This is a genomic window from Aeromicrobium sp. 9AM, assembly GCF_902506105.1.
GTDB lineage: Bacteria > Actinomycetota > Actinomycetes > Propionibacteriales > Nocardioidaceae > Aeromicrobium.
On sequence record NZ_LR733304.1, the window covers coordinates 1,392,233 to 1,417,191 of the forward strand.

The 24,959-nt window shown below is 67.8% G+C and carries 25 protein-coding genes and 1 tRNA gene; 10 read left to right on the top strand and 16 right to left on the bottom strand.

The annotated features are described in order from the left end of the window. Positions 1–30 precede the first annotated feature (30 nt). Entirely contained in the window at positions 31–639 is a 609-nt protein-coding gene (locus BOSE46_RS13055) for a GNAT family N-acetyltransferase (protein ID WP_159540652.1), read from the bottom strand. A gap of 119 nt (positions 640–758) precedes the next feature. On the opposite strand from BOSE46_RS13055, the gene BOSE46_RS13060 reads away from it, so the two are divergent. From BOSE46_RS13060 to BOSE46_RS13080, 5 genes are all read left to right on the top strand, one after another. After that, positions 759–1,505, top strand: coding sequence for a DUF554 domain-containing protein (locus BOSE46_RS13060; protein ID WP_159540653.1), 747 nt, complete (start codon positions 759–761; stop codon positions 1,503–1,505). Between the two features lie 135 nt (positions 1,506–1,640). Beyond that, the gene (locus BOSE46_RS13065) at positions 1,641–3,008 is read left to right on the top strand and encodes a branched-chain amino acid ABC transporter permease (protein WP_201299631.1); all 1,368 of its coding nucleotides are present in this window, start codon (positions 1,641–1,643) and stop codon (positions 3,006–3,008) included. 9 nt (positions 3,009–3,017) lie between these two features. Then, complete coding sequence (locus tag BOSE46_RS13070) at positions 3,018–4,013, top strand: branched-chain amino acid ABC transporter permease (protein WP_159540654.1); 996 nt, start codon at positions 3,018–3,020, stop codon at positions 4,011–4,013. Further along, the gene (locus BOSE46_RS13075; RefSeq protein ID WP_159540655.1) at positions 4,003–4,911 is read left to right on the top strand and encodes an ABC transporter ATP-binding protein; all 909 of its coding nucleotides are present in this window, start codon (positions 4,003–4,005) and stop codon (positions 4,909–4,911) included. The genes BOSE46_RS13070 and BOSE46_RS13075 overlap by 11 nt, the downstream gene beginning before the upstream one ends. After that, a complete protein-coding gene (locus BOSE46_RS13080) occupies positions 4,908–5,687 on the top strand; it encodes an ABC transporter ATP-binding protein (protein ID WP_159540656.1) in 780 nt (259 codons plus the stop codon). Before BOSE46_RS13075 ends, BOSE46_RS13080 begins: the two co-directional genes overlap by 4 nt. Before the next feature lie 153 nt (positions 5,688–5,840). On the opposite strand, the gene BOSE46_RS13085 is transcribed toward BOSE46_RS13080, so the two are convergent. Both BOSE46_RS13085 and BOSE46_RS13090 read right to left on the bottom strand, forming a co-directional pair. Further along, the gene (locus BOSE46_RS13085; protein ID WP_159540657.1) at positions 5,841–7,121 is read right to left on the bottom strand and encodes an ABC transporter substrate-binding protein; all 1,281 of its coding nucleotides are present in this window, start codon (positions 7,119–7,121) and stop codon (positions 5,841–5,843) included. Positions 7,122–7,259: 138 nt separating this feature from the next. Next, a complete protein-coding gene (locus BOSE46_RS13090) occupies positions 7,260–7,889 on the bottom strand; it encodes an ANTAR domain-containing response regulator (RefSeq protein WP_159540658.1) in 630 nt (209 codons plus the stop codon). Positions 7,890–7,945: 56 nt separating this feature from the next. Here BOSE46_RS13090 and BOSE46_RS13095 point away from each other — a divergent pair. Continuing rightward, positions 7,946–8,028 (top strand) — tRNA-Leu (locus tag BOSE46_RS13095). Between the two features lie 384 nt (positions 8,029–8,412). Here BOSE46_RS13095 and pyk read toward each other — a convergent pair. The 4 genes from pyk to BOSE46_RS13115 all read right to left on the bottom strand — a co-directional run bounded on the left by pyk (position 8,413) and on the right by BOSE46_RS13115 (position 16,830). Further along, positions 8,413–9,864 carry a pyruvate kinase gene (pyk, locus tag BOSE46_RS13100; RefSeq protein WP_159540659.1) on the bottom strand — a complete coding sequence of 484 codons (1,452 nt, stop codon included), beginning with the start codon at positions 9,862–9,864 and terminating at the stop codon, positions 8,413–8,415. Positions 9,865–9,944: 80 nt separating this feature from the next. Next, positions 9,945–11,408: a glutamate synthase subunit beta gene (locus tag BOSE46_RS13105; protein ID WP_159540660.1), complete on the bottom strand. Its 1,464-nt coding sequence runs from the start codon at positions 11,406–11,408 to the stop codon at positions 9,945–9,947. Then, positions 11,401–15,984, bottom strand: a complete 4,584-nt coding sequence (gene gltB, locus BOSE46_RS13110) for a glutamate synthase large subunit (RefSeq protein WP_201299632.1) — start codon at positions 15,982–15,984, stop codon at positions 11,401–11,403. The genes BOSE46_RS13105 and gltB overlap by 8 nt, the downstream gene beginning before the upstream one ends. A 105-nt stretch (positions 15,985–16,089) precedes the next feature. Beyond that, positions 16,090–16,830 (bottom strand): VIT1/CCC1 transporter family protein, encoded by a 741-nt coding sequence (locus BOSE46_RS13115; protein ID WP_159540661.1) that lies wholly within the window; start codon positions 16,828–16,830, stop codon positions 16,090–16,092. Positions 16,831–16,940: 110 nt separating this feature from the next. Here BOSE46_RS13115 and BOSE46_RS13120 point away from each other — a divergent pair, with 110 nt between their 5' ends. Beyond that, a complete protein-coding gene (locus tag BOSE46_RS13120; RefSeq protein WP_159540662.1) occupies positions 16,941–17,366 on the top strand; it encodes a VOC family protein in 426 nt (141 codons plus the stop codon). On the opposite strand, the gene lgt is transcribed toward BOSE46_RS13120, so the two are convergent. The 4 genes from lgt to trpC form a co-directional block, all read right to left on the bottom strand. Further along, complete coding sequence (gene lgt, locus BOSE46_RS13125; RefSeq protein WP_236551747.1) at positions 17,363–18,244, bottom strand: prolipoprotein diacylglyceryl transferase; 882 nt, start codon at positions 18,242–18,244, stop codon at positions 17,363–17,365. The two genes, BOSE46_RS13120 and lgt, sit on opposite strands and share 4 nt — an antisense overlap. Positions 18,245–18,248: 4 nt before the next feature. Further along, entirely contained in the window at positions 18,249–19,046 is a 798-nt protein-coding gene (trpA, locus tag BOSE46_RS13130) for a tryptophan synthase subunit alpha (protein WP_159540664.1), read from the bottom strand. Continuing rightward, positions 19,043–20,266, bottom strand: coding sequence for a tryptophan synthase subunit beta (gene trpB, locus BOSE46_RS13135; RefSeq protein WP_159540665.1), 1,224 nt, complete (start codon positions 20,264–20,266; stop codon positions 19,043–19,045). The genes trpA and trpB overlap by 4 nt, the downstream gene beginning before the upstream one ends. A gap of 64 nt (positions 20,267–20,330) precedes the next feature. Further along, on the bottom strand, positions 20,331–21,137 hold the full coding sequence (gene trpC / locus BOSE46_RS13140) for an indole-3-glycerol phosphate synthase TrpC (RefSeq protein WP_159540666.1): 807 nt from the start codon (positions 21,135–21,137) through the stop codon (positions 20,331–20,333). 103 nt (positions 21,138–21,240) lie between these two features. Here trpC and BOSE46_RS13145 point away from each other — a divergent pair, with 103 nt between their 5' ends. From BOSE46_RS13145 to BOSE46_RS13155, 3 genes are read left to right on the top strand one after another with little or no spacing between them, the layout of a single operon-like run. Then, entirely contained in the window at positions 21,241–21,690 is a 450-nt protein-coding gene (locus BOSE46_RS13145; protein WP_159540667.1) for a DUF4190 domain-containing protein, read from the top strand. A gap of 1 nt (position 21,691) precedes the next feature. Beyond that, on the top strand, positions 21,692–21,970 hold the full coding sequence (locus BOSE46_RS13150) for a DUF4190 domain-containing protein (protein WP_159540668.1): 279 nt from the start codon (positions 21,692–21,694) through the stop codon (positions 21,968–21,970). 54 nt (positions 21,971–22,024) lie between these two features. After that, the gene (locus tag BOSE46_RS13155) at positions 22,025–22,831 is read left to right on the top strand and encodes a hypothetical protein (RefSeq protein ID WP_159540669.1); all 807 of its coding nucleotides are present in this window, start codon (positions 22,025–22,027) and stop codon (positions 22,829–22,831) included. Between the two features lies 1 nt (position 22,832). On the opposite strand, the gene BOSE46_RS13160 is transcribed toward BOSE46_RS13155, so the two are convergent. Genes BOSE46_RS13160 through hisI form a run of 5 tightly spaced genes read right to left on the bottom strand, consistent with a single transcriptional unit; the run spans position 22,833 to position 24,932 of the window. Next, positions 22,833–23,267 (bottom strand): DUF2752 domain-containing protein, encoded by a 435-nt coding sequence (locus tag BOSE46_RS13160; RefSeq protein ID WP_201299633.1) that lies wholly within the window; start codon positions 23,265–23,267, stop codon positions 22,833–22,835. Next, positions 23,264–23,758, bottom strand: coding sequence for a DUF4190 domain-containing protein (locus tag BOSE46_RS13165; protein WP_159540670.1), 495 nt, complete (start codon positions 23,756–23,758; stop codon positions 23,264–23,266). Before BOSE46_RS13165 ends, BOSE46_RS13160 begins: the two co-directional genes overlap by 4 nt. A 13-nt stretch (positions 23,759–23,771) precedes the next feature. Further along, complete coding sequence (locus BOSE46_RS13170; RefSeq protein ID WP_159540671.1) at positions 23,772–23,975, bottom strand: HGxxPAAW family protein; 204 nt, start codon at positions 23,973–23,975, stop codon at positions 23,772–23,774. A gap of 37 nt (positions 23,976–24,012) precedes the next feature. Next, a complete protein-coding gene (locus BOSE46_RS13175; RefSeq protein ID WP_159540672.1) occupies positions 24,013–24,588 on the bottom strand; it encodes a Trp biosynthesis-associated membrane protein in 576 nt (191 codons plus the stop codon). Next, entirely contained in the window at positions 24,585–24,932 is a 348-nt protein-coding gene (hisI, locus tag BOSE46_RS13180; RefSeq protein ID WP_159540673.1) for a phosphoribosyl-AMP cyclohydrolase, read from the bottom strand. Before hisI ends, BOSE46_RS13175 begins: the two co-directional genes overlap by 4 nt. Positions 24,933–24,959: the final 27 nt, after the last annotated feature.

Consider the following 24,959-nt stretch of genomic DNA (forward strand, 5'->3'; position numbering starts at 1 on the left):
CTGACGAACCGCGAGGGGTCGGGCTGCGGCTCAGGTACGCGAGTGGCCGCGCGCGTCGGTGCGGCGGCGAAGCGTCCGGCGTACGGCGATCAGCTTGCCGGTGTCACGCGAGTTGGTGGCCTTCATCGTGAGGCGCGAGCGCAGCTTGCTGGCCTGGATCGCCCGCACCGTGGCGATCTGGTTGAAGCCGATCTTGGTCAGGTAGCGGTGCGGCTCGCGGGAGTGCACCGGGATCGCGGCGACCACGATCTCGCAGTTGTGCTCCTCGCCGTAGCTCGCCGCGGCGGACAGCAGCGTCGACGCGACGGACTTGCGCCGGAAGCGCGGCGACACCTGGATCTCGGTGACGATCAGGACCCGCGTCAGGTTGATGGGCGTCATGGTGCCGATCGTGCATACGGTCGCACCGACGATCTCGCCGTCGACCAGTGCCACGATGATCTTCTTGCCACGATCCAGGTTGAAGTCGAGGGCAGCGGCTGCCTCGGCGACGCCGGGCTCGCGCCACAGCGACTGCTGCGTGAATGCCTCGGAGCCCTCATCCTGGCCTGCACCCGCGCACTCGGCCCAGAGGGTGACCAGGGCGTGCGCGTCCTCGCGATCTGCGTCCCTGAGGACGATGTGCGGTCGGCCCGACATCCACGATCCTGTCTCGAGTCCGAGTGCCTGCCCACGACGGGCAGGTGTCGGAATGACACACTACGCCCGGGTGTGGAGACGTACTCGGTTGAAGCCTCAATTGTCGAAGGAGACCTTACATGTTCGTCGGGTTCGGCACAGCCACCAACGTGGCGACCGTGATCGCCGGCTCGGGCCTCGGCCTGTTGATCGGTCATCGCCTGAGCCTGCGCGTACGTACGACGGTCACCTCGGCGCTCGGGCTCGTGACCCTGCTGATCGCCGCTGACGCCGCCATGGCCGTCAGCGACCCGGACCTGGTCGACGCGGTCGACAGGGGCGCCCCGATGCTGATCGTCCTCGGCTCGTTGGTCTTCGGCGGGATCATCGGCTCGGTGCTGCGGCTGGAGGACCGGCTCGAGGACTTCGGCGGCTGGCTCCAGGGCCGACTGACGCCCGGTGACGCGGCCGAGGGCCGGCAGCGCTTCATCGAGGGCTTCGTGATCAGCTCGCTGGTGTTCTGCATCGGCCCGCTGACGATCCTCGGCTCGATCAACGAGGGACTCGGCAACGGCGCCGACCAGCTGCTGCTCAAGTCGACGCTCGACGGCTTCGCGGCCCTGGCGTTCGCGGCGTCCTTCGGCATCGGCGTGATGGCGTCGGCGGTCTCGGTCGCGGTGATCCAGGGATCGCTGACGGTGCTCGGTGCACTGCTCGGGTCGTTCCTCCCTGACGCGCACCTCGCCGCACTCACTGCGACCGGAGGCCTCATCCTGATCGGTGTCGCGTTCCGGCTGCTCGACCTCAAGTCGATCCACGTCGCCGACCTGCTGCCGGCCCTCGTCATCGCCCCCGTACTGTGTCAGATCGCCGTCGTCGTTCACTGACAACACGTCTCGAGTTCATCGAAACCCAACTGTTACCTGCGGGCCTCGCTTGTGACGCCGTTGACTCCTGCATGTGGCTATAGTCACTGCAGGTCGAACGACCCTCGACCGAAAAACCTCGACAGGAGACACCGCGTGCACCTGCGACCAGCGACGCTCCTCACAGCGATCCTGGCCGGTCTGATCCTGCTGGCGCCCGTCACCGCGAATGCCGCGACGACGCCCACGCCCAGCCCGACCGCCAGTACCGGAACACCGGAGAAGAATCCGGTCGTGAAGGGCCCGAACATCACCGTCACGCTCAAGGACGTGAAGGGCGGCAAGGGCGAGCCCGTGCCCGTCCCGGGCGTCAAGCTGACGGTCCACAAGGACAGCAAGACCGGTGAGGAGCTCGGCACGCAGACCACCGATCAGGCCGGTCGCGTCAGCATCGGCATCCCCGGCAACGGCACGTACGTCGTCGAGCTGGATCCCAAGACGCTTCCCGAGGGGGTCAAGCTCAGCGGCAACGGTGAGACGACCAAGACCGTGCAGGTCAAGATCGCTGCCGCGACGTTCGTGCAGTTCCAGATCGGCGCAGTCGTCGTCAAGGAGGCGTCCTTCGGGAGCAAGCTCATCGACGCGTCGACCTCGGGACTGAAGTACGGGCTGATCATCGCCCTGGCCGCACTCGGCCTGTCACTGATCTTCGGCACCACTGGCTTGACCAACTTCGCCCACGGTGAGCTGATCACCTTCGGCGGCATCATGACCTACATGTTCAACCGCGGTCTCGGACTACCCGTGATCGCCGCGGGAGCGCTGGCGGTCCTGGCGTCCGCCCTGTTCGGCTTCGCCCAGGACCGTGGGATGTGGCGGCCGCTGCGCAACCGCGGCACCGGCCTGATCGCCATGATGATCGTGTCGATCGGCTTCGCACTCCTGCTGCGCAGCGTCTTCCAGTACACCTTCGGAGGCTCGACCAAGACCCTCAGCCAGTACGTTGCCCAGGGCCGTAGTGACTACGGGCCGATTGCGTTGTCGGACAAGGAGGTCGCGATCTTCGCGATCTCGATCGTCACCCTGGTCGTCACCTGCATCGCGCTGATGCGAACACGACTCGGCAAGGCCATGCGGGCCGTTTCCGACAACCCCGCGCTCTCCGCATCGTCCGGCATGCGGGTCGACGGCGTGATCTCATCCGTCTGGATCCTGGGCACCGCCCTGACGGGCCTGTCGGGCGTGCTGCTGGCCATCAATCAGCAGGTCAACTTCCAGATGGGCTTCAAGGTGCTGCTCCTGGTGTTCGCCGCGGTCACTCTCGGCGGCCTCGGCACCATCTGGGGCGCCCTGCTGGGCTCTCTCGTCATCGGCCTCATGGTCGAGGTCGCCCCCGTGATCACCCTCTGGGGCTGGCACCCGGTGCCGGCATCGATCAAGGACGTCGGGGCACTGGTCGTGATGATCCTCATCCTGCTCGTCAGACCGCAAGGCCTCCTCGGCAGAGCCCAACGGATCGGATAAGGGGCAACCATGGATTTCGGAACAGTCATCGACGCCGCGTTCTCGGCGGCTCTCGGACCCCAGGCGATCGTGTTCGCGCTGGCGGCCATCGGTCTCAACGTCCACTTCGGCTACACCGGCCTGCTCAACTTCGGCCAGGCCGGCTTCATGGCCATCGCCGCCTTCGGCCTCGCCGTCAGCGTCGTGACGTGGGACCTGTCGTTCTGGTTGGGCCTGGTCATCGCGCTGGGCGCCTCGGTGCTGCTGGCGCTGGTCCTCGGTGTGCCGACCCTGCGGCTGAGGGCGGACTACCTCGCCATCGTGACGATTGCGACATCGGAGATCCTGCGACTCATCTTCGGCGCGGTCGAGTTCAAGGACACGTTCGGCGGATCCAACGGTCTGACCGGGTTCGCAAGCACCTACAGGGATCTCAATCCGTACAACAGCGGCCTCGACATCGGCGTCGTCTCGTTCAGCGTCAACGATCTCTGGTCGATCACCGTCGGCTGGACGCTCGTGGGCCTCGGTTGCCTGCTCGTGTGGGCCCTCATGCGCAGCCCCTGGGGCCGCGTGCTGAAGTCGATCCGTGAAGACGAGGACGCCGTGCGCTCGCTCGGCAAGAACGTCTTCGCCTACAAGATGCAGGCCCTCGTGCTGGGCGGCATCTTCGGTGGCATTGCCGGCATCTTCCACATCCTGAAGCAGGGCTCGGCGGTGCCGACGGACTTCAACACGACGTTCACGTTCTATGCCTACGCTGCCCTGCTCATCGGCGGCGCAGCCCGGGTGCTCGGACCGGTCGTCGGATCCATCGTGTTCTGGTTCCTCATCGCCGGCCTCGGATCGTTCTTCGGTCAGGCCACGTCGGGTACCGATCCCCTCATCCCCGACTTCATCATGACCAACACTCAGTCCAGCCTCATCCGATTCATCTTGCTCGGGTTGGGCCTCATGCTCCTGATGATCTTCCGACCACAGGGGATCTTCGGAGACCGAAGGGAGATCGCAATCGATGCCCGTTGAACTCAGCGCCGCTCGCAAAGCCCTCGAGGGTGTACCCGCCGAACCAGGCGCGCCGAAGCCCGACCCGATCGTCAAGGGCAGCAACATCCTGCGTACGTTCGGCGGGCTCAAGGCCGTCGACGTCGAGCACATCGAGATCCAAAGGGGCGTCATCACTGCGCTCATCGGTCCCAACGGAGCCGGCAAGACGACCCTGTTCAACCTGCTCACGGGTTTCGACGAGCCGGACGAGGGCGACTGGTCCTTCAACGACCACACTCTCGGAAAGGTGCCGGCCTACAAGGTCGCGCGCCTCGGCATGGTCCGTACCTTCCAGCTGACCAAGGTGCTCTCCAAGCTCAAGGTCATCGAGAACATGCGCCTCGGCGCGACCGGCCAGCGCGGCGAGAAGTTCTGGTCGGCCCCCTTCAAGTCACTGTGGAGCTCGCAGGAGGACGAGATCACGGCTCGTGCGGACGCGCTGCTCGAGCGGTTCAAGCTCGACGCCAAGCGTGAGGACTTCGCCGGTTCCCTGTCAGGTGGCCAGCGCAAGCTGCTGGAGATGGCGCGGGCCCTCATGGTCGATCCCGAGCTGATCATGCTCGACGAGCCCATGGCCGGCGTCAACCCGGCACTCAAGCAGTCGCTCCTCGGCCACGTGAAGTCGTTGCGCGACGAAGGCCGCACGGTGCTCTTCGTGGAGCACGACATGGACATGGTCCGGGACATCTCGGACTGGGTCATCGTGATGGCCCAGGGCCAGATCGTCGCTGAAGGCACGCCGCAGTCCGTCATGGCCGACCAGAGGGTCATCGACGCCTATCTCGGCGCCCACCACGACACCGACATCACCGAGGTGGACCTCGCGGAGCTCGAGATCGAGGCCGAGGCCGAGCTCGACCAGGAAGGCACGTCATGACCAACGACAGCCAGACCGCCGAGCGCGAAGGGCACCTCGTCGGCGCCGAGGGTGCGGTCCTGAGGGCCGACAACCTCATCGCGGGCTACCTGCCCGGCGTCAACATCCTCAACGGGGCCGACCTCTACTGCCAGCCGGGCGAGCTCGTCGGCATCATCGGCCCCAACGGCGCCGGCAAGTCGACGCTGCTCAAGGCCCTGTTCGGCCTGGTCAAGGTCCACGAGGGCTCGGTCAAGCTCAAGGGCGACGACATCACCAACCAGCGCGCCGACCAGCTCGTCTCCAAGGGCATCGGCTTCGTGCCGCAGAACAACAACGTGTTCCCGAGCCTGACGATCGAGGAGAACCTCGAGATGGGCTGCTACCAGGAGCCCAAGCGGTTCAACGAGCGCTTCGGCTTCGTCACCGACCTGTTCCCCCGCCTCGGTGAGCGGCGCAAGCAGCGGGCCGGACAGCTGTCCGGTGGCGAGCGCCAGATGGTCGCCATGGGCCGGGCCCTGATGATGGACCCGTCGGTGCTGCTGCTCGACGAGCCGTCTGCAGGCCTCTCCCCCGTCCTGCAGGACGAGGTGTTCGTGCAGACCCGCAACATCAACCGCGCGGGCGTCTCGGTCATCATGGTCGAGCAGAACGCCCGGCGCTGCCTGCAGATCTGCGATCGCGGCTACGTGCTCGACCAGGGCCGCAACGCCTACTCGGGCACCGGCAAGGACCTCGCAGACGATCCCAAGGTCATCGAGCTCTACCTGGGGACCTTGGGTCAGCAGGCAGACTGACCCACGTACGACACGAACGCCCGGCGCCCTCGGTGCCGGGCGTTCGTGCGTCCCGGTGCCCGCTGTTCCCCACACGTGGCGCGGGACAGCAGAGGGCCCCGGTGCCGAAGCACCGGGGCCCTGCAGATCAGCTGATCCTCAGATCAGGCTCGATCAGATCGTGCCGCTGATGTACTTCACCGGAGCGATCTTGTTCTTGCTGTCGTACTGGTAGATGCCGATCGAAGCAGCCGTCGGGCTGCCCGTCTCGCCGAGCTCGATCGGGCCGGAGACACCGTCGTAGTCGATGTCCTTGCCATCCTTGAGCAGAGCAGCGCACTCCTCGAACGTCTTGCACTTGTCGCCGTCCTTGGTGATGCCCGGGATCTCCTTGGCGATGGCCTCGCCCGAGTCGTCCTTGGCCTTGATCGCGGCCAGGGCGGACACGACGGTCGCGTCGTACGACTCAGCGGAGTACGAGTAGTCCTTCAGCTTCGCGTTGACCGTGGCCAGGCGCTTCTTGAAGTCGTCACCCGCAGCAGCACCGGGGATGGTGCCCTTGGTGCCGGTGAGCGATCCCGGAGGAAGCTGCTTGGTGCCGGTCGTGCTGTAGTCCGACGTGTTGCCGTCGACGAAGTACGTCGCGACGTCCTTCGGGCCGACGCCGGCCTGGATCAGCTTCGGGACGATCGTGGTGGTCTCGTCGAACGCGATCAGCACGACAGCGTCGGCCTTGGCGTCCGCGATCTCGGTGATCTGGCTGTCGCCCGGGCCGTTCTTCTCGTCGTAGAGCACCGAAGCGGCAACCTTCGAACCCGCAGCCTCGACGTTCTTCTTGACCTCCTTGGCGAGCGTCTCGCCGTACGCGTCCTGGCGGGCCAGGATCGCGATGTTCTCACGCCCGTCCTCGACGAGGAGGTTGGCGAGCACGGCACCCTGGAGGATGTCGGACGGCGCCGTACGGAAGTAGAGGTCGGGCTTGGAGTAGTCACCCTCGTCGAACGACGTCGACGTGTTGGCCGGTGAGAACATGACCGTGCCGGCCGACATGATCTTGTCGATGACCGTCAGCGAGACACCCGAGGACGCAGCACCGATGATGACATCGGACTTGGCCTTGAGCAGCTTGTCGGTCTCGGCCGGGGCGATGCCCGAGTCGGTGTCACCGGAGTCAGCGCGGACGCTCTTGACGTCCTTGCCGAGCACACCGCCGGCGGCATTGATGTCCTTGATGGCGAGGTCGACACCGGCGAACTCCGGCGGGCCGAGGAACGCGAGGCTGCCGGTCTGCGGAAGCAGCTGACCGACGGTCAGAGTGCCGTCGCCCTTGGCTGCAGGAGCGTCGGACGCCTTGTCCTTGTCGCCACCGTCGCTACTGCCGCCACATGCAGCGAGAACAAGCGCGCCCGCGGCCGCAACGGCCGCGAGGCGGATCGTCTGGGTACTGCGTTTCATCAATCCTCCGGATATGTAGAAAGCCCTGGCCTGTGCCAGGGAGCGTGTACGTACCCATGAACTTAGTCTTTTCATGGGTCAATTGGGTCAACGAGCCGATTACGGCAGGTAACGTAGCCATTTTGTAACCAGCCGGGGTCAGTCCTGCTGATCGACCGGGGATCCCAGCTCAGGACCGTGGTCGATGACCCCCTGCGCGACCTGCTGCATCGTCAGGCGCAGATCCATCGCCGTGCGCTGGATCCAGCGGAACGCATCGGGTTCGCTGATGCTCAGCGCCTCCTGCAGCAACCCCTTGGCCCGCTCGATCGCCTTGCGGGTCGCGAGCTGGTCGGTCAGGCCACCGACCTCGTGCTCGAGGGCCCTGATCTCGGCAAAACGGCTCATCGCCATCTCGATGGCCGGCACGAGGTCGGACTTGGTGAACGGCTTGACGAGGTATGCCATCGCGCCGGAGTCCCGGGCTCGCTCGACCAGCTCGCGCTGGCTGAACGCCGTGAGCATGACGACGGGAGCGATGCGGGCCTGCGCGATCTGGGAGGCGGCCGCGATGCCGTCGAGCTTGGGCATCTTGACGTCCATCACGACCAGGTCGGGGCGGTGCTCCATCGCCAGCGCGATGGCCTCCTCGCCGTCACCGGCCTGCCCGACCACCGCGTAGCCTTCCTCGGCGAGCATCTCCGCCAGGTCGAGCCGGATCAGCGCCTCGTCCTCGGCGATCACGACACGCGGGGCGGGGCGTCCCGATTCGGGCCCAAGATCTGTCACGTGAGAAGGTTATCGGGCACAACAGCGATTGGGTGTTCCGGCCGACGCGTGTGCATGCCGGGTTGGCGGAATGGTAGACGCGACGGTCTCAAAAACCGTTGTCCGCAAGGGCGTGCGGGTTCGAGTCCCGCACCCGGCACCGGGACTGAACCCCAAAGAAGAGTGGGCGAGAGATCCGAGTCTGGAAGCAACGACGGCCGCCCGCGGCCGGCGCGGTGCCGGCTTGCCGGCACGGGTGGCTCAGCCTTCGCCGTGAGTCGACCATGTGACTCACCCATCGCCGGTATGGACTGAAGATCGCTGCGGGAGGGCGCCGAGCTCAGGAGGCCGTTGTTGCCCGTCGACGAGCGGGCGACGCGGCGCGACGGCACTGACAACGACGCTTGTCGATGGGCAACAACTGACTCGTGAGCGCTCGTGCCCAGCAAGGGCGAGGCGAGACGGTGCAGCGTGTAGGAGCTCGCGGCACCACGGAGAACACCCCCCAGCCAGACTCGACTGAGGGGTGATACTCGCAGGTCTACTACTCCGAGGTGTCCTGGTAGGCCGGGACCACGCCGTTGATCGCGTCGCCCATGTTGTGGATGCGCAGCGCGTTGGTCGAGCCGGGGATGCCCGGAGGGCTCCCGGCGACGATCACGACCTGCTGACCGTCGTGGCAGCGGCCGATCTCCAGCAGCGCCTTGTCGACCTGCAGCACCATCTCGTCGGTGTGGGTGACCTCGGGGACGAGGAACGTCTCGATGCCCCAGCTGAGCGCCAGCTGCGAGCGTACGAGCGGATCCGGCGTGAACGCGATGACCGGCACCTTGGAGCGGTAGCGGGTCATCCGTCGCGCCGAGTCGCCGCTGGTCGTGAACGCGACCACGTAACGGGCGTTGACCGACTCCGCGACATTCGCGGCCGCGCGGCAGATGATGCCGCTCTTGGTCTTGGCCTGCCAGGTGAACGCGGCCATGCGGGGCAGGCCGTGCTCCTCGGTCGACTCGATGATGCGAGCCATCGTCGTGACCGTGTGGATCGGGTACTCCCCCACGCTGGTCTCGCCGGACAGCATCACGGCGTCGGCGCCGTCGAGCACCGCGTTGGCGACATCAGACGCCTCGGCGCGGGTCGGCCGCGGGGCGGAGATCATCGACTCGAGCATCTGCGTCGCGACGATGACGGGCTTGGCGTTGCGGCGGGCCTTCTCGACGATGAGCTTCTGGACGATCGGGACGTCCTCGAGGGGCAGCTCGACGCCGAGGTCACCGCGGGCGACCATGACGCCGTCGAACGCGTCCATGATGCCGTCGAGGTTCTCGACCGCCTGTGGCTTCTCGATCTTGGCGATGACGGGGCGCATGATGCCCTCTTCGACCATGATCTTCTTGACGTCGTAGTAGTCGTCGGCCGAACGTACGAACGACAGGGCGATGAAGTCGACGCCGAGTCGCAGCGCGAAGCGCAGGTCGTCGATGTCCTTCTCGCTCATCGCGGGGACGCTGACCATGACGCCGGGCAGGTTGATGCCCTTGTTGTTGCTGACCGGGCCGCTGGTCTCGATCAGGCACGTCACGTCGGTGTCGGTGACCGCCGTCGCGCGCAGCCGCATGCGGCCGTCGTCGATCAGGATCTCGTCGCCGACCGACACGTCGCCGGGCAGGCCCTTGTAGGTCGTGGAGCACCGGTTGACGTCACCGAGGATGTCGTCGGTCGTGATGGTGAACGTCGAGCCGGCCTCGAGGTGCACGGGGCCCTCGGCGAACCGGCCGAGCCGGATCTTGGGGCCCTGGAGGTCGGCCAGCACGGCGATGGCCTTGCCGACCTTGTTGCCGGCCTCGCGGACCCAGGCGTAGTTCTGCTCGTGGTCGGACTGGTCACCGTGGCTCATGTTGAGCCGTGCGACGTCCATGCCGGCCTCGGTCAGCTGCAGGATCTTGTGGGCGTTCCCGACAGCAGGGCCGAGGGTGCAGACAATCTTCGCTCTTCTCACTTGAACGAGCCTATCCAGTGGTTCGCCTACCGGCGAGTCACTTAAGTGGTTTGAAGCAACAAATTAGATGAGACATGAATTCACACCGTCAGCGGCCGCGCGTTGGGCGGAATCGGGGCCGGCAGATTGGTCGATCCGGTCAGGAACGCATCGACTCCCGCAGCCGCCGAACGACCCTCCGCGATGGCCCAGACGATGAGCGACTGCCCGCGCCCGGCATCACCGGCGACGAACACGCCGTCGACACTCGACATGTACTTCTTGTCCCGCTTGACGTTGCCACGCTCGTCCAGCTCGACGCCGAGCTGGTCGACCAGGCCTTCCTTCTCCGGGCCGGTGAAGCCCATCGCGAACAGCACCAGCTGGGCCGGCACGACCCGCTCGGAGCCGTCGACCTCCTGGAACTTCCCGTCGACCAGCTCGACCTCGACGAGCCGCAGACCGCTGACCTGGCCGTCCTCGCCGAGGAACTCCTTGGTCGAGACCGAGTAGACCCGGTCCCCCGCCTCTTCGTGGGCGGACGAGACGCGGTAGATCATCGGGTAGGTCGGCCACGGCTGGGTGTCGGGACGATCCGTGCCGGGGTTGGGCAGGATCTCCAGCTGCGTGATCGACCGGGCGCCCTGACGCACGGACGTGCCGAGGCAGTCCGCTCCGGTGTCGCCGCCGCCGATGATGATGACGTCCTTGTCGGTTGCCACGATCTGATCCTGGACCTCCTCGCCGAGCGCAACGCGGTTGGCCTGCGGGAGGAACTCCATGGCCTGGTGGATGCCGCCCAGCTCACGGCCCGGCACCGGCAGGTCACGGCGCACGGTGGAGCCGATCGCCAGCACCACCGCGTCGTAGCGGTCCCGCAGCTGGTGGCCGGTCAGCGTGTCGCCGACCTGCACGCCCGTACGGAAGACCGTGCCCTCACGCTGCATCTGGTCGATACGGCGATCGACCTGGATCTTCTCCATCTTGAACTCGGGGATGCCGTAGCGCAGCAGGCCACCGGGCTTGTCGTCACGCTCGTAGACCGCGACGGTGTGACCCGCACGAGTCAGCTGCTGTGCGGCGGCTAGGCCGGCCGGGCCGGAGCCGACGACGGCAACGGTCTTGCCGGTCAGCCACTCCGGCGGCTCGGGGCGTACCTGACGATCGTCCCACGCCTTGTCGATGATCGACACCTCGACGTTCTTGATCGTCACGGCGTCGCGGTTGATGCCCACGACGCAGGCGGTCTCGCACGGGGCGGGGCACAACCGCCCGGTGAATTCCGGGAAGTTGTTGGTCGCGTGCAGGCGGTCGAGCGCCTCGTCCCAGTCCTCGCGCCACACGAGGTCGTTCCACTCCGGGATCAGGTTGCCCAGGGGGCAGCCGGAGTGGCAGAACGGGATGCCGCAGTCCATGCAGCGGCCGGCCTGCTCGGTGATGATCGGCAGCAGAGCGCGGCCGGGACCACCCGGGTAGACCTCGTTCCAGTCGTTGACGCGTTCCTCGACGGGGCGCCGTTCGGCGACCTGGCGGGGAGTCGTGATGAAACCTCTGGGATCAGCCACGTGCGGCCACCTCCATCATGCGTGCGGTCGTGTCTTCCTCGGACAGTCCTTCGGACTCGGCGGCGTCGCGCGCCTCGAGCACCAGCCGGTAGTTGACCGGCATGATCTCGGTGAAGCGGGTCAGCGACTGCTCCCAGTCGCCGAGCAGCTGCTCCGCGACGACCGAGCCGGTCTCTTCTTGGTGCTTCTCAATGAGATGTTTGAGTTCTCGAGCCGCTTCCTGACCATGGGCGGCGGAGCCGCCAGCATCCGCGCCCCCTAGGGCGCGCAGCTCTACCATGTCCATGTTGACCCGGGTCTCGTCGAGATCCAGGACGTACGCCGCACCGCCGCTCATGCCGGCGGCGACGTTGCGACCGGTCTGGCCGAGGATCACGACGCGGCCGCCCGTCATGTACTCGCACGCGTGGTCGCCCACCCCCTCGACGACGGCGCTGGCGCCGGAGTTGCGGACGCAGAAGCGCTCGCCGACCTTGCCGCGCAGGAAGATCTCGCCGCTGGTCGCGCCGAAGCCGATCACGTTGCCGGCGACGATCTGCGCCTCGGCGGTGAACTGCACTTCGCGCGGCGGCCGTACGACGATCCGTCCGCCGGACAGGCCCTTGCCGACGTAGTCGTTGCCGTCACCCTCGAGCCGCAGCGTGACGCCCTTGGGGACGAACGCGCCGAACGACTGCCCGGCCGAGCCGAGGAACGTGATGTCGATCGTGTTCTCGGGCAGGCCCTCGCCGCGGTAGCGCTTGGTGACCTCATGGCCGAGCATCGTGCCGACCGTACGGTTGACGTTACGGATCTCGACCTGCGCGCGCACCGGCTCACCGTTGTCCAAGGCGTCAGCGCTCAGGGCGATGAGCTCGTTGTCGAGCGCCTTGTCGAGGCTGTGGTCCTGGCCAGTCGTGTTGTGCAGGGCCGCCCCTTCGGGGAGCTCCGGGACGTACAGGATCGGGGACAGGTCGAGACCGTCCGCCTTCCAGTGGTCGACCGCCTTCTCGACGTTGAGCATCTCGGCGTGACCGACGGCTTCCTCGATCGTCCGGAACCCCAGACGCGCCAGCAGCTCCCGGACCTCCTCGGCGATGAACTCGAAGAAGTTGACGACGTACTCGGCCTTGCCGGCGTACTTCTCGCGCAGCGCCTTGTTCTGCGTGGCGACGCCGACCGGGCACGTGTCGAGGTGGCACACGCGCATCATGATGCAGCCGCTGACGACGAGCGGCGCCGTGGCGAAACCGAACTCCTCGGCACCGAGCAGTGCCGCGATCATGACGTCGCGACCGGTCTTGAGCTGACCGTCAGCCTGGACGACGATGCGGTCGCGCAGGCCGTTGAGCAGCAGGGTCTGCTGGGTCTCGGCGAGGCCCAGCTCCCACGGCCCACCGGCGTGCTTGAGCGACGTCAGCGGCGAGGCGCCGGTGCCGCCGTCGTGCCCGGAGATCAGGACGACGTCGGCCTTGGCCTTCGAGACGCCGGCCGCGACCGTGCCGACGCCGATCTCCGACACGAGCTTGACGTGCACGCGTGCCACGGGGTTGGCGTTCTTGAGATCGTGGATCAGCTGCTTGAGGTCCTCGATCGAGTAGATGTCGTGGTGCGGCGGCGGCGAGATCAGGCCGACGCCCGGCGTCGAGTGCCGCGTGCGCGCGATCCACGGGTAGACCTTGGGGCCGGGCAGCTGGCCGCCCTCACCGGGCTTGGCACCCTGCGCCATCTTGATCTGGATGTCGTCGGAGTTCGTGAGGTACTCCGACGTGACGCCGAAGCGGCCCGACGCGACCTGCTTGATCGCCGAGCGGCGCTCCGGGTCGTACAGGCGCTCCGGGTCCTCGCCACCCTCGCCGGTGTTGGACTTGCCGCCGAGGCGGTTCATGGCGATCGCAAGCGTCTCGTGCGCCTCCTGGCTGATCGAGCCGTACGACATCGCGCCGGTCGAGAACCGCTTGACGATCTCGGACACCGGCTCGACCTCGTCGATCGAGACCGGGGTGCGCTCGCCGTCGCGGAAGTTGAACAGTCCGCGCAACGTCATGAGCCGCTCCGACTGGTCGTCGACGCGTGACGTGTACTGCTTGAAGATCTCGTAGCTGCCCGTACGCGTGGAGTGCTGCAGGCGGAAGACGGTCTCGGGGTCGAACAGGTGCTCCGGGCCCTCGCGGCGCCACTGGTACTCACCGCCGACCTCGAGGTGGCGGCGGGACGCGGCGATGCCGCTCGTCGGGTATGCCTTGAGGTGCCGCGAGCGGACCTCCTCGGCGAGCACGTCCAGGCCGACGCCACCCAGCTTGGACGACGTGCCGGTGAAGTACGCCTCGACGATCTCCGGCGACAGCCCGACAGCCTCGAAGATCTGCGCGCCGGTGTAGGACGCGACGGTCGAGACGCCCATCTTGCTCATGACCTTGAGCACGCCCTTGCCGAGCCCGTACGCGACGTTGCGCAGCGCCTTGGCGGGCTCGACGCCCTCGACGAACACCTTCTCGCGAGCCAGGTCCTCAGCGGACTCCAGCACGAGGTAGGGGTTGACCGCGGTCGCGCCGTAGCCGATCAGCAGCGCGACGTGGTGCACCTCGCGGACGTCGCCGGCCTCGATGATGAGCCCGGCCTGCGTGCGCAGCTTCTCGCGCACCATGTGGTGGTGCACCGCGCCGGTCAGCAGGAGCGACGGGATCGGTGCGAGGTCGGAGTTGGAGTGCCGGTCCGACAGCACGATGATCCGTGCGCCGTTGGCGATCGCACGGGAGACCTCGGCACAGATCTCGTCGAGCTTGGCCTTGAGCGCCGTGCCGCCGCCGTGCACGTCGTAGAGACCGCGGACGACGTGCACCGAGAAGCCCGGCATGTCGCCGTCCTTGTTCATGTGCCGGATCTTGGCGAGCTCGTCGTTGTCGAGCACGGGGAACGGCAGCTGCAGCATGCGACACGACGCGGGGCTGGGCGCGAGCAGGTTGCGCTCCGGCCCGATCGTGCCCGCGAGGGAGGTGACGACCTCTTCGCGGATCGCGTCGAGCGGCGGGTTGGTGACCTGGGCGAACAGCTGCGAGAAGTAGTCGAACAGCTGGCGCGGACGGTCCGAGATCGCGGCGATGGGCGTGTCGGTGCCCATCGACCCGATCGCCTCGGCGCCGGCACGCGCGATCGGCGCGATGAGCAGCCGCAGCTCCTCCTCGGTGTAGCCGAACACCTGCTGGCGGCGGGTGACCGAGGCGTGCGTGTGCACGATGTGCTCGAGGTCGGGCAGGTCCTCGAACCGGACGAGACCGGAGTAGAGCCACTCGTCGTACGGGTTCTCGGAGGCGAGCGTGTTCTTGATCTCGTGGTCCTCGATGATGCGGTGCTGGTCGAGGTCGAGGAGGAACATCTTGCCGGGCTCGAGGCGGCCCTTGCGGGTGATGGTCTTCTGGTCGATGTCGAGCACGCCGGCCTCGGAGGCGAGCACGACGAGGCCGTCCTCGGTCACCCAGTAGCGACCGGGGCGCAGGCCGTTGCGGTCGAGGACCGCGCCGATCTGGTTGCCGTCGGTGAACGCGATCGCGGCGGGCCCGTCCCACGGCTCCATGACGGAGGAGTGGAACTCGTAGAACGCGCGGCGGGCCGGGTCCATGTCGGCGTCGTTCTCCCACGCCTCGGGGATCATCATCATGACGGCGTGCGGGAGGCTGCGGCCGCCGAGGTGCAGCAGCTCCAGGACCTCGTCGAACGACGCGGTGTCGCTGCCGAGCGGGTCGCAGACCGGGAACAGTCGGTTGAGGTCGCCGGGGATCAGGTCGCTCTCGAGCAGCGCCTCACGGGCACGCATCCAGTTGCGGTTGCCGCGCGCGGTGTTGATCTCGCCGTTGTGCGCGATGAAGCGGAACGGGTGGGCCAACGGCCAGCTGGGGAACGTGTTGGTCGAGAAGCGGCTGTGCACGATCGCCATCGCCGACTCCATGCGCGGGTCGGCGAGGTCGGGGAAGAAGCCCTCGAGCTGCTCGGGCGTCAACATGCCCTTGTAGACCAGCGTGCGGCCGGACAGCGACGGGAAGTAGACCTCGAGCTCGTGCTCGGCGCGCTTGCGCAGGCAGTACGCCGTGCGGTCGAGCTCGATGCCGCTCTGCGGCTCGCCCGCTGCGGTCACGAAGACCTGGGCGAAGGCCGGCATCGCGGCGCGCGACATGCCGTGGCCCAGGACCTCGGGCTCGATCGGCACCTCGCGCCAGCCCAGGACCGTGAGGCCCTCCTCGGTCGCGATCTCCTCGAAGCGGGTGCGTGCCTCAGCAGCCTCGGCGTCGTCGGTCGGCAGGAAGGCCAGGCCAGCGGCGTACGTACCGGCCTCGGGCAGCTCGACCCCGCTCACCGCACGCAGGAAGGCGTCGGGGACCTGGACCATGATGCCGGCGCCGTCACCGGTGTCCGGGTCGCCGCCAACGGCTCCACGATGGTCCAGGTTGCGCAGGGCGGTGAGGCCCTGGAGGACGATCTCGTGGCTCGGCACGCCGGTCAGGGTCGCGACGAACGCAACGCCACAGGCGTCGTGCTCGTTCTGCGGGTCGTACAGACCTTGGGCAGCCGGCTGAGCCGAAAAGAGGGGGGCGCGCACCATGGGGCCTCGCTTACGTCATCAGGATCACGAACATTCTCGGACCGGGGACGACGTTGGCCTCGGACAGCAGAACAAGATTACACGGCGTCGCGTCGGAGCGCCGCATCAGCCGATGGCACTGCCCACCGCGTCGCCGACGAGATACGTGAGCCCGGCCGCCGCGCCGCCCAGCAGGAGCTGGCGCAACCCGCCGAACCACCACGATCTGGCGGTGATCCGCGTGACGATCGCGCCGCACGCGAACAGCGCCACGAGCGACAGGCCGATCGCGAGCCACGGCGACTCGATGCCGATCAGGTAGGGGAACACCGGGAGCATCGCGCCGAGGGCGAACGAGAAGAACGACGACACCGCGGCCAGCATCGGCGACGCCAGGTCGTCGACGTCGACGCCGAACTCCTCACGCGCGTGCACCTTGACCGCGTTCTCCGGGTTGCGGTGGATCTGGGCCGCCATCTCGCGGGCCACGTCCTCCTCGACGCCCTTCTCGATGAACATCACCGCGAGCTCGGCTTCCTCGGCCGTCTCGTTGTTGAGGATCTCGTCGCGCTCGATGTCGACCTGCGCCAGCGCGAACTCGCTCTGGCTCGCGACCGAGGTGTACTCCCCAGCCGCCATCGAGAACGAACCTGCCGCCAACCCGGCCAGACCCGCGAGGACCACCGGCTTGGTGTCGTTCGCGCTGCTGCCGCCGACGACACCCATGATCAAGGCGAAGTTGGACACCAGTCCGTCCATCGCGCCGAACACCGCAGGGCGCAGCCAACCACCCGTGACGTCAGGGTGCTCGTGCTCGACGTGCTCGGGATCAGGCAGGGGTTCGGTGCTCTCGACTGCTTCGGTCATGGTGAAAACGTACGTCTGACCGTCTGCCGCCGTCACCGAAGGTCAGGCTTTCCTGCTGCGGGAGGCCAGATCCCCTCAGTACCCTGAGCCATCGAGCGAGGAGGCAGATCATGCAGTGGACACTCGAGGTCGTGCAGGTCCCGGTCACCGACGTGGACCGTGCGAGGGACTTCTATCACCAGAGGCTCGGATTCGCGGTCGACATCGACCAGAGCACCGGTGAAGGTCGACGATTCGTGCAGCTGACGCCACCGGGCTCCGGCTGCTCGATCCAGCTGTCCGCGGGATATCACCCCGACCTGGTCCCAGGATCCCTGCGCGGCCTGGTCCTGGTGGTCCCGGACGTCCACGCCGCGCACGAACAGCTGGTCGAGAACGGTGTCGAGAACAATGGGGTCGTGGTGTCGTACGACGGCGTGACGTATCGGCCGGCTCGCGACGACGACGCCCTCGACAACGTCGGCTTCGTCCGCTTCAGTGACCCGGACGGCAACCAGTGGTCGGTGCAGCAGATCAGCAGCAGAGCCGAGGTCTAGGTGGTGGGTTCAGACTCGGACTCGCCGTTCGCCTCGTCGTCGACGCGTTCATCGGTCGTCTCGTCCACCGGCTCCTCCTCGGCTCCGCGCTTGCGGGTCGCGGAGAAGAAGATCGCTGCCACCGTGAACACGATGATCGAGGTCCAGACGTTGAGCCGGAACGGGCCGATGTGGTTGGCCTCGTCGATTCGCAGCGCCTCGATCCAGACCCGGCCGGAGGTGTAGAGCATCGCGTAGAGCGCGAAGGCCCGGCCGCCGGTGAGCTTGAACTTACGGTCGATCGCGATGATCAACGCAGCAGCGGCGAGGTTCCACAGCAGCTCGTAGAGGAACGTCGGGTGGAACGTCGCGAACTGGGCGTAGCCGTCGGGCCGGTGTGCGGCGTCGATCTCCAGGCCCCACGGCTTGGTCGTGGGCTTGCCGAACAGCTCCTGGTTGAAGTAGTTGCCGATGCGGCCGATCGCCTGCGCGACCAGCAGGCCGGGCGCCAGCGCGTCGGCGACCGACGAGAACGTCACGCCGTAGCGGCGGCACGCGATGTACGCCCCGAGGGCGCCGCCCGCGATGGCGCCCCAGATGCCGAGGCCGCCCTCCCAGATCTTGAACGCGTTGAGCGGGTGCTTGCCGTCGCTGAAGTAGAGCTCGGGATCGGTCGACACGTGGTAGATCCGGGCGCCCACGATGCCGAACGGGATCGCCCAGATCGCGATGTCGCCGATGACGCCGTCGCGGCCGCCGCGGGCCTGGAAGCGTCGCTCGCCGATCATGATGGCCACGATCGCGCCGATGATGATGCCGAGGGCGTATGCCCGGATCGGGATCGGGCCGATGTCCCAGACTCCGTGGGACGGGCTGGGGATGTATGACGCGACGCTCACGGGTCTAGTTCCTCTCGACGCCGGCGCGCAGGTCCTGGGCCAACCGGCGGATGGCCTCGAGCCCGGCGGACTCGTCCTCGGCATCCAGCAGACAGCGTACGAGGGCGGACCCCACGATCACCGCGTCGGCGAACTCGGCGACCTCACGGGCCTGGTCACCGTTGCTCACGCCGAGCCCGACGCCGACCGGCTTGTCGGTCACCTTGCGCAGTCTCGCGACGAGCTCGGGCCCGAGCGCACTGGTCTGCTCACGCGCACCGGTCACACCCATGACCGCCGTTGCGTAGATGAATCCGCTCGCTGCGTCGGCCGTCATCGCAAGGCGCTCGTCGGTCGACGACGGCGCAACCAGGAAGATCCGGTCGAGACCGAACTGCTCGGAGGCGGCAACCCACTCGGCTGCCTCGTCGGGGATCAGGTCGGGGGTGATGAGCCCCGCTCCCCCGGCGCCCGCCAGCGCCTCGGCGAACCGGTTGACGCCGAACCGCTCGACCGGGTTCCAGTACGTCATGACGACCGTCGGCGCGCCGGTCGCGGCGCTCGCGCGTACGACGTCGATCACGTCGGTCGTGCGCGAGCCGGCGCGCAGTGCCTGCTCCGCAGCGGCCTGGATCGTCGGGCCGTCCATCACCGGATCGCTGTAGGGCAGGCCAACCTCGACGAGGTCGACGCCGCCCTCGACCATCGCCTCGATGGCCTTGATCGACAGCTCCTTGGACGGGAAGCCGGCCGGCAGGTAGCCGACCAGGGCAGCGCGCCCTTCGGCCCGCGTACGGGCGAAGAGCTCGTCGATCGCGGTCATTCCTCGACTCCCTGCTCGAGGACGACCGGCTCGTCGATCAGGCCGAAGTACTCCGCTGCGGTGTGCACGTCCTTGTCGCCGCGACCCGACAGGTTGACGAGGATCGTCGAGTCGGGGCCGAGCTCCTTGGCCAGCTCCAGCGCGCCGGCGAGGGCGTGCGCCGACTCGATCGCCGGGATGATGCCCTCGGTCTTGCACAGCAGGTCGAACGCCGACATCGCCTCGGCGTCGGTCGCCGGGACGTACGACGCACGGCCCGTGTCGGCGAGGAACGAGTGCTCGGGGCCCACACCGGGATAGTCGAGCCCTGCGGAGATCGAGTGCGACTCGATCGTCTGGCCGTCCTCGTCCTGCAGCAGGAACGACCGTGCGCCGTGCAGCACACCCACGTCACCGCCCGTGATCGTCGCCGCGTGGCGCCCGGTCTCGACACCGTCGCCGCCGGCCTCGATGCCGACGAGCCTGACGTCGGCGTCGTCGATGAAGGCCGTGAACAGCCCGATCGCGTTGGACCCGCCGCCGACGCAGGCCACCGCGGCGTCGGGTAGCGAGCCGGTCAGCTCCAGCACCTGCGCGCGCGCCTCGTCGCCAATGCCCCTGGTCAGGTCGCGCACCATGCTCGGGAACGGGTGCGGCCCGGCCGCGGTGCCGAACAGGTACGACGTCGTGTCGACGCTCGCGACCCAGTCGCGCAGCGCCTCGTTGATCGCGTCCTTCAACGTACGGCTGCCGGTCGTGACCGGGACGACCTCGGCGCCGAGCATCCGCATGCGTGCCACGTTGAGCGCCTGGCGCTGGGTGTCGAGCTCGCCCATGTAGACGACGCACTCGAGGTCGAGGTAGGCGCACGCCGTGGCCGAGGCGACACCGTGCTGCCCGGCGCCGGTCTCGGCAATCGCACGGGGCTTGCCGATGCGCTTGGCGAGCAGCGCCTGGCCGATCACGTTGCGGATCTTGTGGGCGCCCGTGTGGTTGAGGTCCTCGCGCTTGAGCAGGATGCGCGCTCCCGCCGCCTCGGAGAAGCGGTGCGCCTCGTAGAGCGGGCTCGGCACGTTGGCGTATTCGCGCAGCATGCGGTCCAGCTCGGCCATGAACGTCGGGTCGGCCTTGGCGTCGGTCCACGCGTGGTCGAGCTCGTCGAGCGGGGCGATGAGTGCTTCGGGCATGAATCGTCCGCCGAAGCGGCCGAAGTGCCCCGTGGTGTCAGGTTGTGCGTACATCGGAGGTCCTCAAGGGGTGGAAGCGGCAGGGCGAAGGCGCGTCACCGTCGAGACGATGACGCTTTCACCAGCGGTGCTGCAGGGCGGGATGTGCTCCCGCTGCGACCAGGTCGGCGACGCTCGCGCGAGGATCGTCACCGCGTACGAGGGTCTCGCCGACCAGGACGACGTGGGCGCCGCACTTGGCGTACTCGATGACGTCGTGCGGTCCGCGGACGCCCGACTCGGCGACCTTGACGGCCCCGTCGGGGATGCGCGGCGACAGTCGCTCGAACGTGCCGCGGTCGACCTCGAGGGTCTTGAGGTTGCGGGCATTGACGCCGATCAGGTCGGCACCGGCGTCGACGGCCCGGTCGACCTCTTCCTCGTCGTGCACCTCGACGAGCGGCGTGAGGCCGATCGAGCGGGCGCGTTCGATGAGGCTCTCGAGGGCGATCTGCTCGAGGGCCGCGACGATCAGCAGCGCCATGTCGGCGCCGGCCGCCCGCGCCTCCCACAGCTGGTAGGAGGTCGTGATGAAGTCCTTGCGGAGCACGGGGACGTCGACGTTGGCGCGTACGGCACGCAGGTCGTCGAGCGTGCCGCCGAACCGCCGCTGCTCGGTGAGCACGCTGATCGCGGCGGCTCCACCGGCGGCGTAGTCGGACGCCAGTGCGGCCGGGTCCTTGATCGCGGCGAGCTCACCCTTGCTGGGGCTCGCGCGCTTGACCTCGGCGATCACCGAGACCCCGTCGCCGCGGAATGCCGGCATGGGATCGAGCGCTTCCTTCTGGCGAGCGGCCTGGGCCTTGAGCTCGTCGAGGGAGGTCTGCTCCATGCGCTCGCGGAGGTCTTCGGCGGCGCCGGCCAGGATCTCGTCGAGTACGGACACGGAACCTCCTCCTCACGCGCGATGGACTGGTTCAAGAGTATCCCCGGTGCGGCTCGCGTCTCGCAGGGGTTCCCCGGAGTCCAGTTGTCACTATGCTCTGCGCATGACGAACGAGCCGCCGCCCTACCCCGGCGAACCCAGCCCGTCCACCAACGAGCCGACCAATCCGCCGCCACCTCCGAGCTATGGCTCCGCGCCGCAACCTCCCGGCGGTGCCTACCCGCCGCCGCCCGCCGGCTATCCGCCCGCCCCCGGTGGCTATGGCCCTCCAGGACCCCAGCTGAACAAGATGGCCATGTGGTCGATGATCACGGGCATCGCCAGCATCGTCGGACTCTGCTGCACGTTCGGCGGCCTGATCGGCATCGTCTCGATCATCCTCGGAATGATCTCCCGGGGCGAGATCGCGAAGTCCAACGGCGCCCAGACCGGCACGGGAATGGCGATCGCCGGCATCGCGACAGGAGCGGTGGCGATCGTCATCTTCGTCATCATCATCGTCCTGTACGCGACCGGCACGATCGACACGGACTACCAGTCGAACTTCGGATGACGTGAACGACGACGGCGCGGACCTCCGCACCAACCGCAAGGCGATCTACAGCGTGATCTTCGGTGCTGCGGCGTTTCCCTTCACGTTCTTCGGCGACTTCTTCTTCTTCGCATTCATGCTGGGCGTGCCCTCGGTGACCTGCGGAATCTACGCCCGTCGGGAGATCCGTGACTCGAAGGGCACCGAAGACGGCGACACGACGGCGATCATCGGGATCACCATCGGTGCGACCACGGTCGGCCTGGTGATCCTGGGATACAGCCACCTGCTGCCTGGCTGAGTCGCTGACGGAAGAAGTCCGCGCCTCACCCGCGCACTCCCCTATGCTCACGACATGACCAACGAGCCGCCGCCGTACCCGGGCGAACCCAACCCACCCGCGAGTGACCTTCCGGCGTACGGCTCGACCCCTCCGCCTCAAGGCGGATACCCACCGCCACCGCCGGGCGGCTACCCGCCGGCACCGGGTGGCTACGGCGGGGCGCCCTACAGCGCGCCTGACGCGATCAGCTTCGGCTGGCGCAAGTTCAAGGAGAACGCCGGGGCCATGATCGTCGCGACGTTGGTCGTCGTCATCGGCACGATCGTGCTGGGCGTCATCTCCGAGCTCATCGCGCCCTCGCCGGCGCTCTTCACCAGCGACGGGTTCCAGTTCGACGCCGGCCCCATGCTGGCGTCGGTCGTGGCGCAGACCATCACGGGCACCGTCGGCTACATCCTGGCGGCCATGTTGACCCGAGGCTCGCTCGACGTCGTCGACGGCGGGAGGTTCGACATCGGCAGGGCGTTCGGCGCGCTCGACATCCCCAAGGTCCTGATCACCGGCCTGTTGCTGAGCGTGCTGAGCACGGTCGGCTACCTCTTGTGCGTCCTGCCGGGCATCGTGTTCGCGATCTTCTCGTTCTTCACGATCTACTTCGTGGTCGACAAGGGCAGCGATCCCGTCGCAGCGATCGGATCGAGCTTCTCGCTCGTGGGGGGCAACTTCGGCAACGCCCTGCTCACCGGCCTGCTGGCCGCCCTGGTCCTGCTGGCCGGAGTGCTGCTCTGCCTCGTCGGCCTGCTGGCTGCGGTCCCCATTGTCTCGCTGGCCGGCGCGTATGCCTTCCGGCGATTCCAGGAGCAGCCGGTCGCGCCGTAGGTCACGGAGCGAGCCACGAACCCCAGGGCGTGTTGCGCAGGATCCCGAAGACGACGAGCACGCCGATCAGCACGAACCCCATGTTGGTGCTCAAGGTGACCATCCCGTCGACCTTGCCGCGCAGCCTGCGCGCAAACCACAGCAACCACGCCACCGCCAGTCCAGCGACGAGCGCCACAGCCAGCACGTTGCTGCTGGCTGCGCCGATGAAGTCTCCGCGAGTCAGGTCGTTGACCGCGCGCAGGCCACCGCAGCCCGGGCAGGGCTTGCCGGTGAGCTGCAGGAACGGGCAGTAGCCGTACGAGCCCGAGTCGTGCGGGTCGTGGAGGTGCAGCAGCACGGCCTCGCCGAGGCCGGCAGCACCCACCAACGCCGGGGCGCGAAGAGTCGCCGCCGACACGCGGCGCTCGTCGTCGAGCCTCGGCGTCAGGGTCACCAGTTGTAGACCTCCGAGAGGGTGACCAGCGTGATCAGCATCACCTGGACGACGGTGCCAACGATCCCCGTGATGAGGCCGGCTGTTGCCATGCCTTCGCCAGTCTGCGTGCCGTTGCTCTGCTTGATCTCCTTCTTGGCCTGCACCGCCAGGAAGATCGCCACGGGGCCGATCACCAACCCGACGTAGCAGAACAGGATCGAGACGATCCCGACGATCATGGCCCACAGCGCCTTGGGGTTGTTCTTCGGCGGGGGCGGGTAGCCGTATCCGTACGCGGGCTGACCGTAAGCGGGCTGCCCATAGGGCTGCTGGCCGTATGGCTGCTGCCCATACGCGGGCTGGCCGTAGGCAGGCTGTCCGTACGCCGGCGGGCCCTGAGGCGCCTGGCCGTATCCGGGCGGTGGGGGCGGCGGAGGGGGCTGCTGGCCCGACTCGCCCTCTGGTCCTTCACTGCCGGGATAGCTGGGGTACTGCGGCGGCTCACTCATGCTCTGACGGCCCTCAGTGCTCGGCGTGCTCGGCGCGATCGACGCCAAGACCCGCGGCCGCCATGAGTCGGCCGACCAGGCCGGAACCGACGGCGATCACGCAGCCCACGGTGAACCAGATCCAGTGCGGCTCCGGGATCAGAGCGATGCCGCCGATCGTGATGCCGGCGAGACACAGCAGGACGGCGGTCCAGGCGGCGGGCGATGATCCGTGCATGGGTGAATTCTCCTCGTGGTCGTGATCTGCGCTCAGACTACTGGGTGGGATCGTGGCCCTCGTCCAACGCCTTCCACATCTCGGCATCGGACTGAGGAGCGGTGACCGCCGGGCGGGCCGCAGGGGCGTCGTAACGGCTGCTCATGGTGGGCCAGGTCGCGCCCAGCCTGGTGGTGATGCCGCCCAGGACGGCGGCGATCACGAACGCGAACGCCGTCACGTACTTCCAAGCCGACACGGTGAAGTCGTGGTCGCCGGAGCCCGTGAAGGCCGGGGATGCCTCGACGGCGTGATCCACGGCGTTGTCGAGCGACGATCCGCCGAGCAGGACCACGAGTGTCGCGGCGACCGCGACAAGCACCGTGAACCCGCCGACCACACGGCGTACGCGCGGGGAGGCGGCGAGCACCGCCAGCGCGGCTGTCACCACCACGAGTGCCAGGGCGGAGACCAGCGGCTGGGCGTCGGCTCCGGTGACGTCGACCGAGTCCGACGGCAGGCCGTCGGTGGCGATGCGCACATGGGCCCACGTGCGGGACGCCGCGAAGAAGGCCAGCCCTCCGGCCGCAAGGGTGCCGAGCACGACCGGCGCGTAGAGGCGGCGCGGGCTCACAGCAACCGGTCCGCGTCGAAGCACGTACGGGCGCCCGTGTGGCAGGCCGGGCCGGTCTGGTCGACCAGCACCAAGAGCGTGTCGCCGTCGCAGTCGAGCCGGACCTCGCGCACCGCCTGGGTGTTGCCCGACGTCTCGCCCTTGACCCAGTAGGTCTGCCGGCTGCGGCTCCAGAACGTGCCGCGACCCGTCGTCAGGGTGCGATGCAGCGCCTCGTCGTCCATCCAGCCGACCATGAGCACGTCACGGCTCTCGGCGTCCTGGATCACGGCGGTCACGAGGCCTTGGGCGTCGCGCTTGAGGCGCTCGGCGATGGCCGGGTCGAGGGAGCTCACGTCAACCATTCTCTCAGGCTCACCAGAAGGTGGCGG

Coding starts and splice junctions, on each gene's coding strand:
- BOSE46_RS13115 (WP_159540661.1), bottom strand. CDS start 16,830: ATGACCGAAGCAGTCGAGAGCACCGAACCCCTGCCTGATCCCGAGCAC.
- BOSE46_RS13145 (WP_159540667.1), top strand. CDS start 21,241: ATGACGAACGAGCCGCCGCCCTACCCCGGCGAACCCAGCCCGTCCACC.
- gltB (WP_201299632.1), bottom strand. CDS start 15,984: ATGGTGCGCGCCCCCCTCTTTTCGGCTCAGCCGGCTGCCCAAGGTCTG.
- BOSE46_RS13080 (WP_159540656.1), top strand. CDS start 4,908: ATGACCAACGACAGCCAGACCGCCGAGCGCGAAGGGCACCTCGTCGGC.
- BOSE46_RS13075 (WP_159540655.1), top strand. CDS start 4,003: ATGCCCGTTGAACTCAGCGCCGCTCGCAAAGCCCTCGAGGGTGTACCC.
- trpA (WP_159540664.1), bottom strand. CDS start 19,046: ATGACCGCGATCGACGAGCTCTTCGCCCGTACGCGGGCCGAAGGGCGC.
- BOSE46_RS13165 (WP_159540670.1), bottom strand. CDS start 23,758: ATGAGTGAGCCGCCGCAGTACCCCAGCTATCCCGGCAGTGAAGGACCA.
- BOSE46_RS13070 (WP_159540654.1), top strand. CDS start 3,018: ATGGATTTCGGAACAGTCATCGACGCCGCGTTCTCGGCGGCTCTCGGA.
- BOSE46_RS13120 (WP_159540662.1), top strand. CDS start 16,941: ATGCAGTGGACACTCGAGGTCGTGCAGGTCCCGGTCACCGACGTGGAC.
- BOSE46_RS13060 (WP_159540653.1), top strand. CDS start 759: ATGTTCGTCGGGTTCGGCACAGCCACCAACGTGGCGACCGTGATCGCC.
- BOSE46_RS13155 (WP_159540669.1), top strand. CDS start 22,025: ATGACCAACGAGCCGCCGCCGTACCCGGGCGAACCCAACCCACCCGCG.
- trpB (WP_159540665.1), bottom strand. CDS start 20,266: ATGTACGCACAACCTGACACCACGGGGCACTTCGGCCGCTTCGGCGGA.
- BOSE46_RS13085 (WP_159540657.1), bottom strand. CDS start 7,121: ATGAAACGCAGTACCCAGACGATCCGCCTCGCGGCCGTTGCGGCCGCG.
- BOSE46_RS13055 (WP_159540652.1), bottom strand. CDS start 639: ATGTCGGGCCGACCGCACATCGTCCTCAGGGACGCAGATCGCGAGGAC.
- BOSE46_RS13170 (WP_159540671.1), bottom strand. CDS start 23,975: ATGCACGGATCATCGCCCGCCGCCTGGACCGCCGTCCTGCTGTGTCTC.
- hisI (WP_159540673.1), bottom strand. CDS start 24,932: ATGGTTGACGTGAGCTCCCTCGACCCGGCCATCGCCGAGCGCCTCAAG.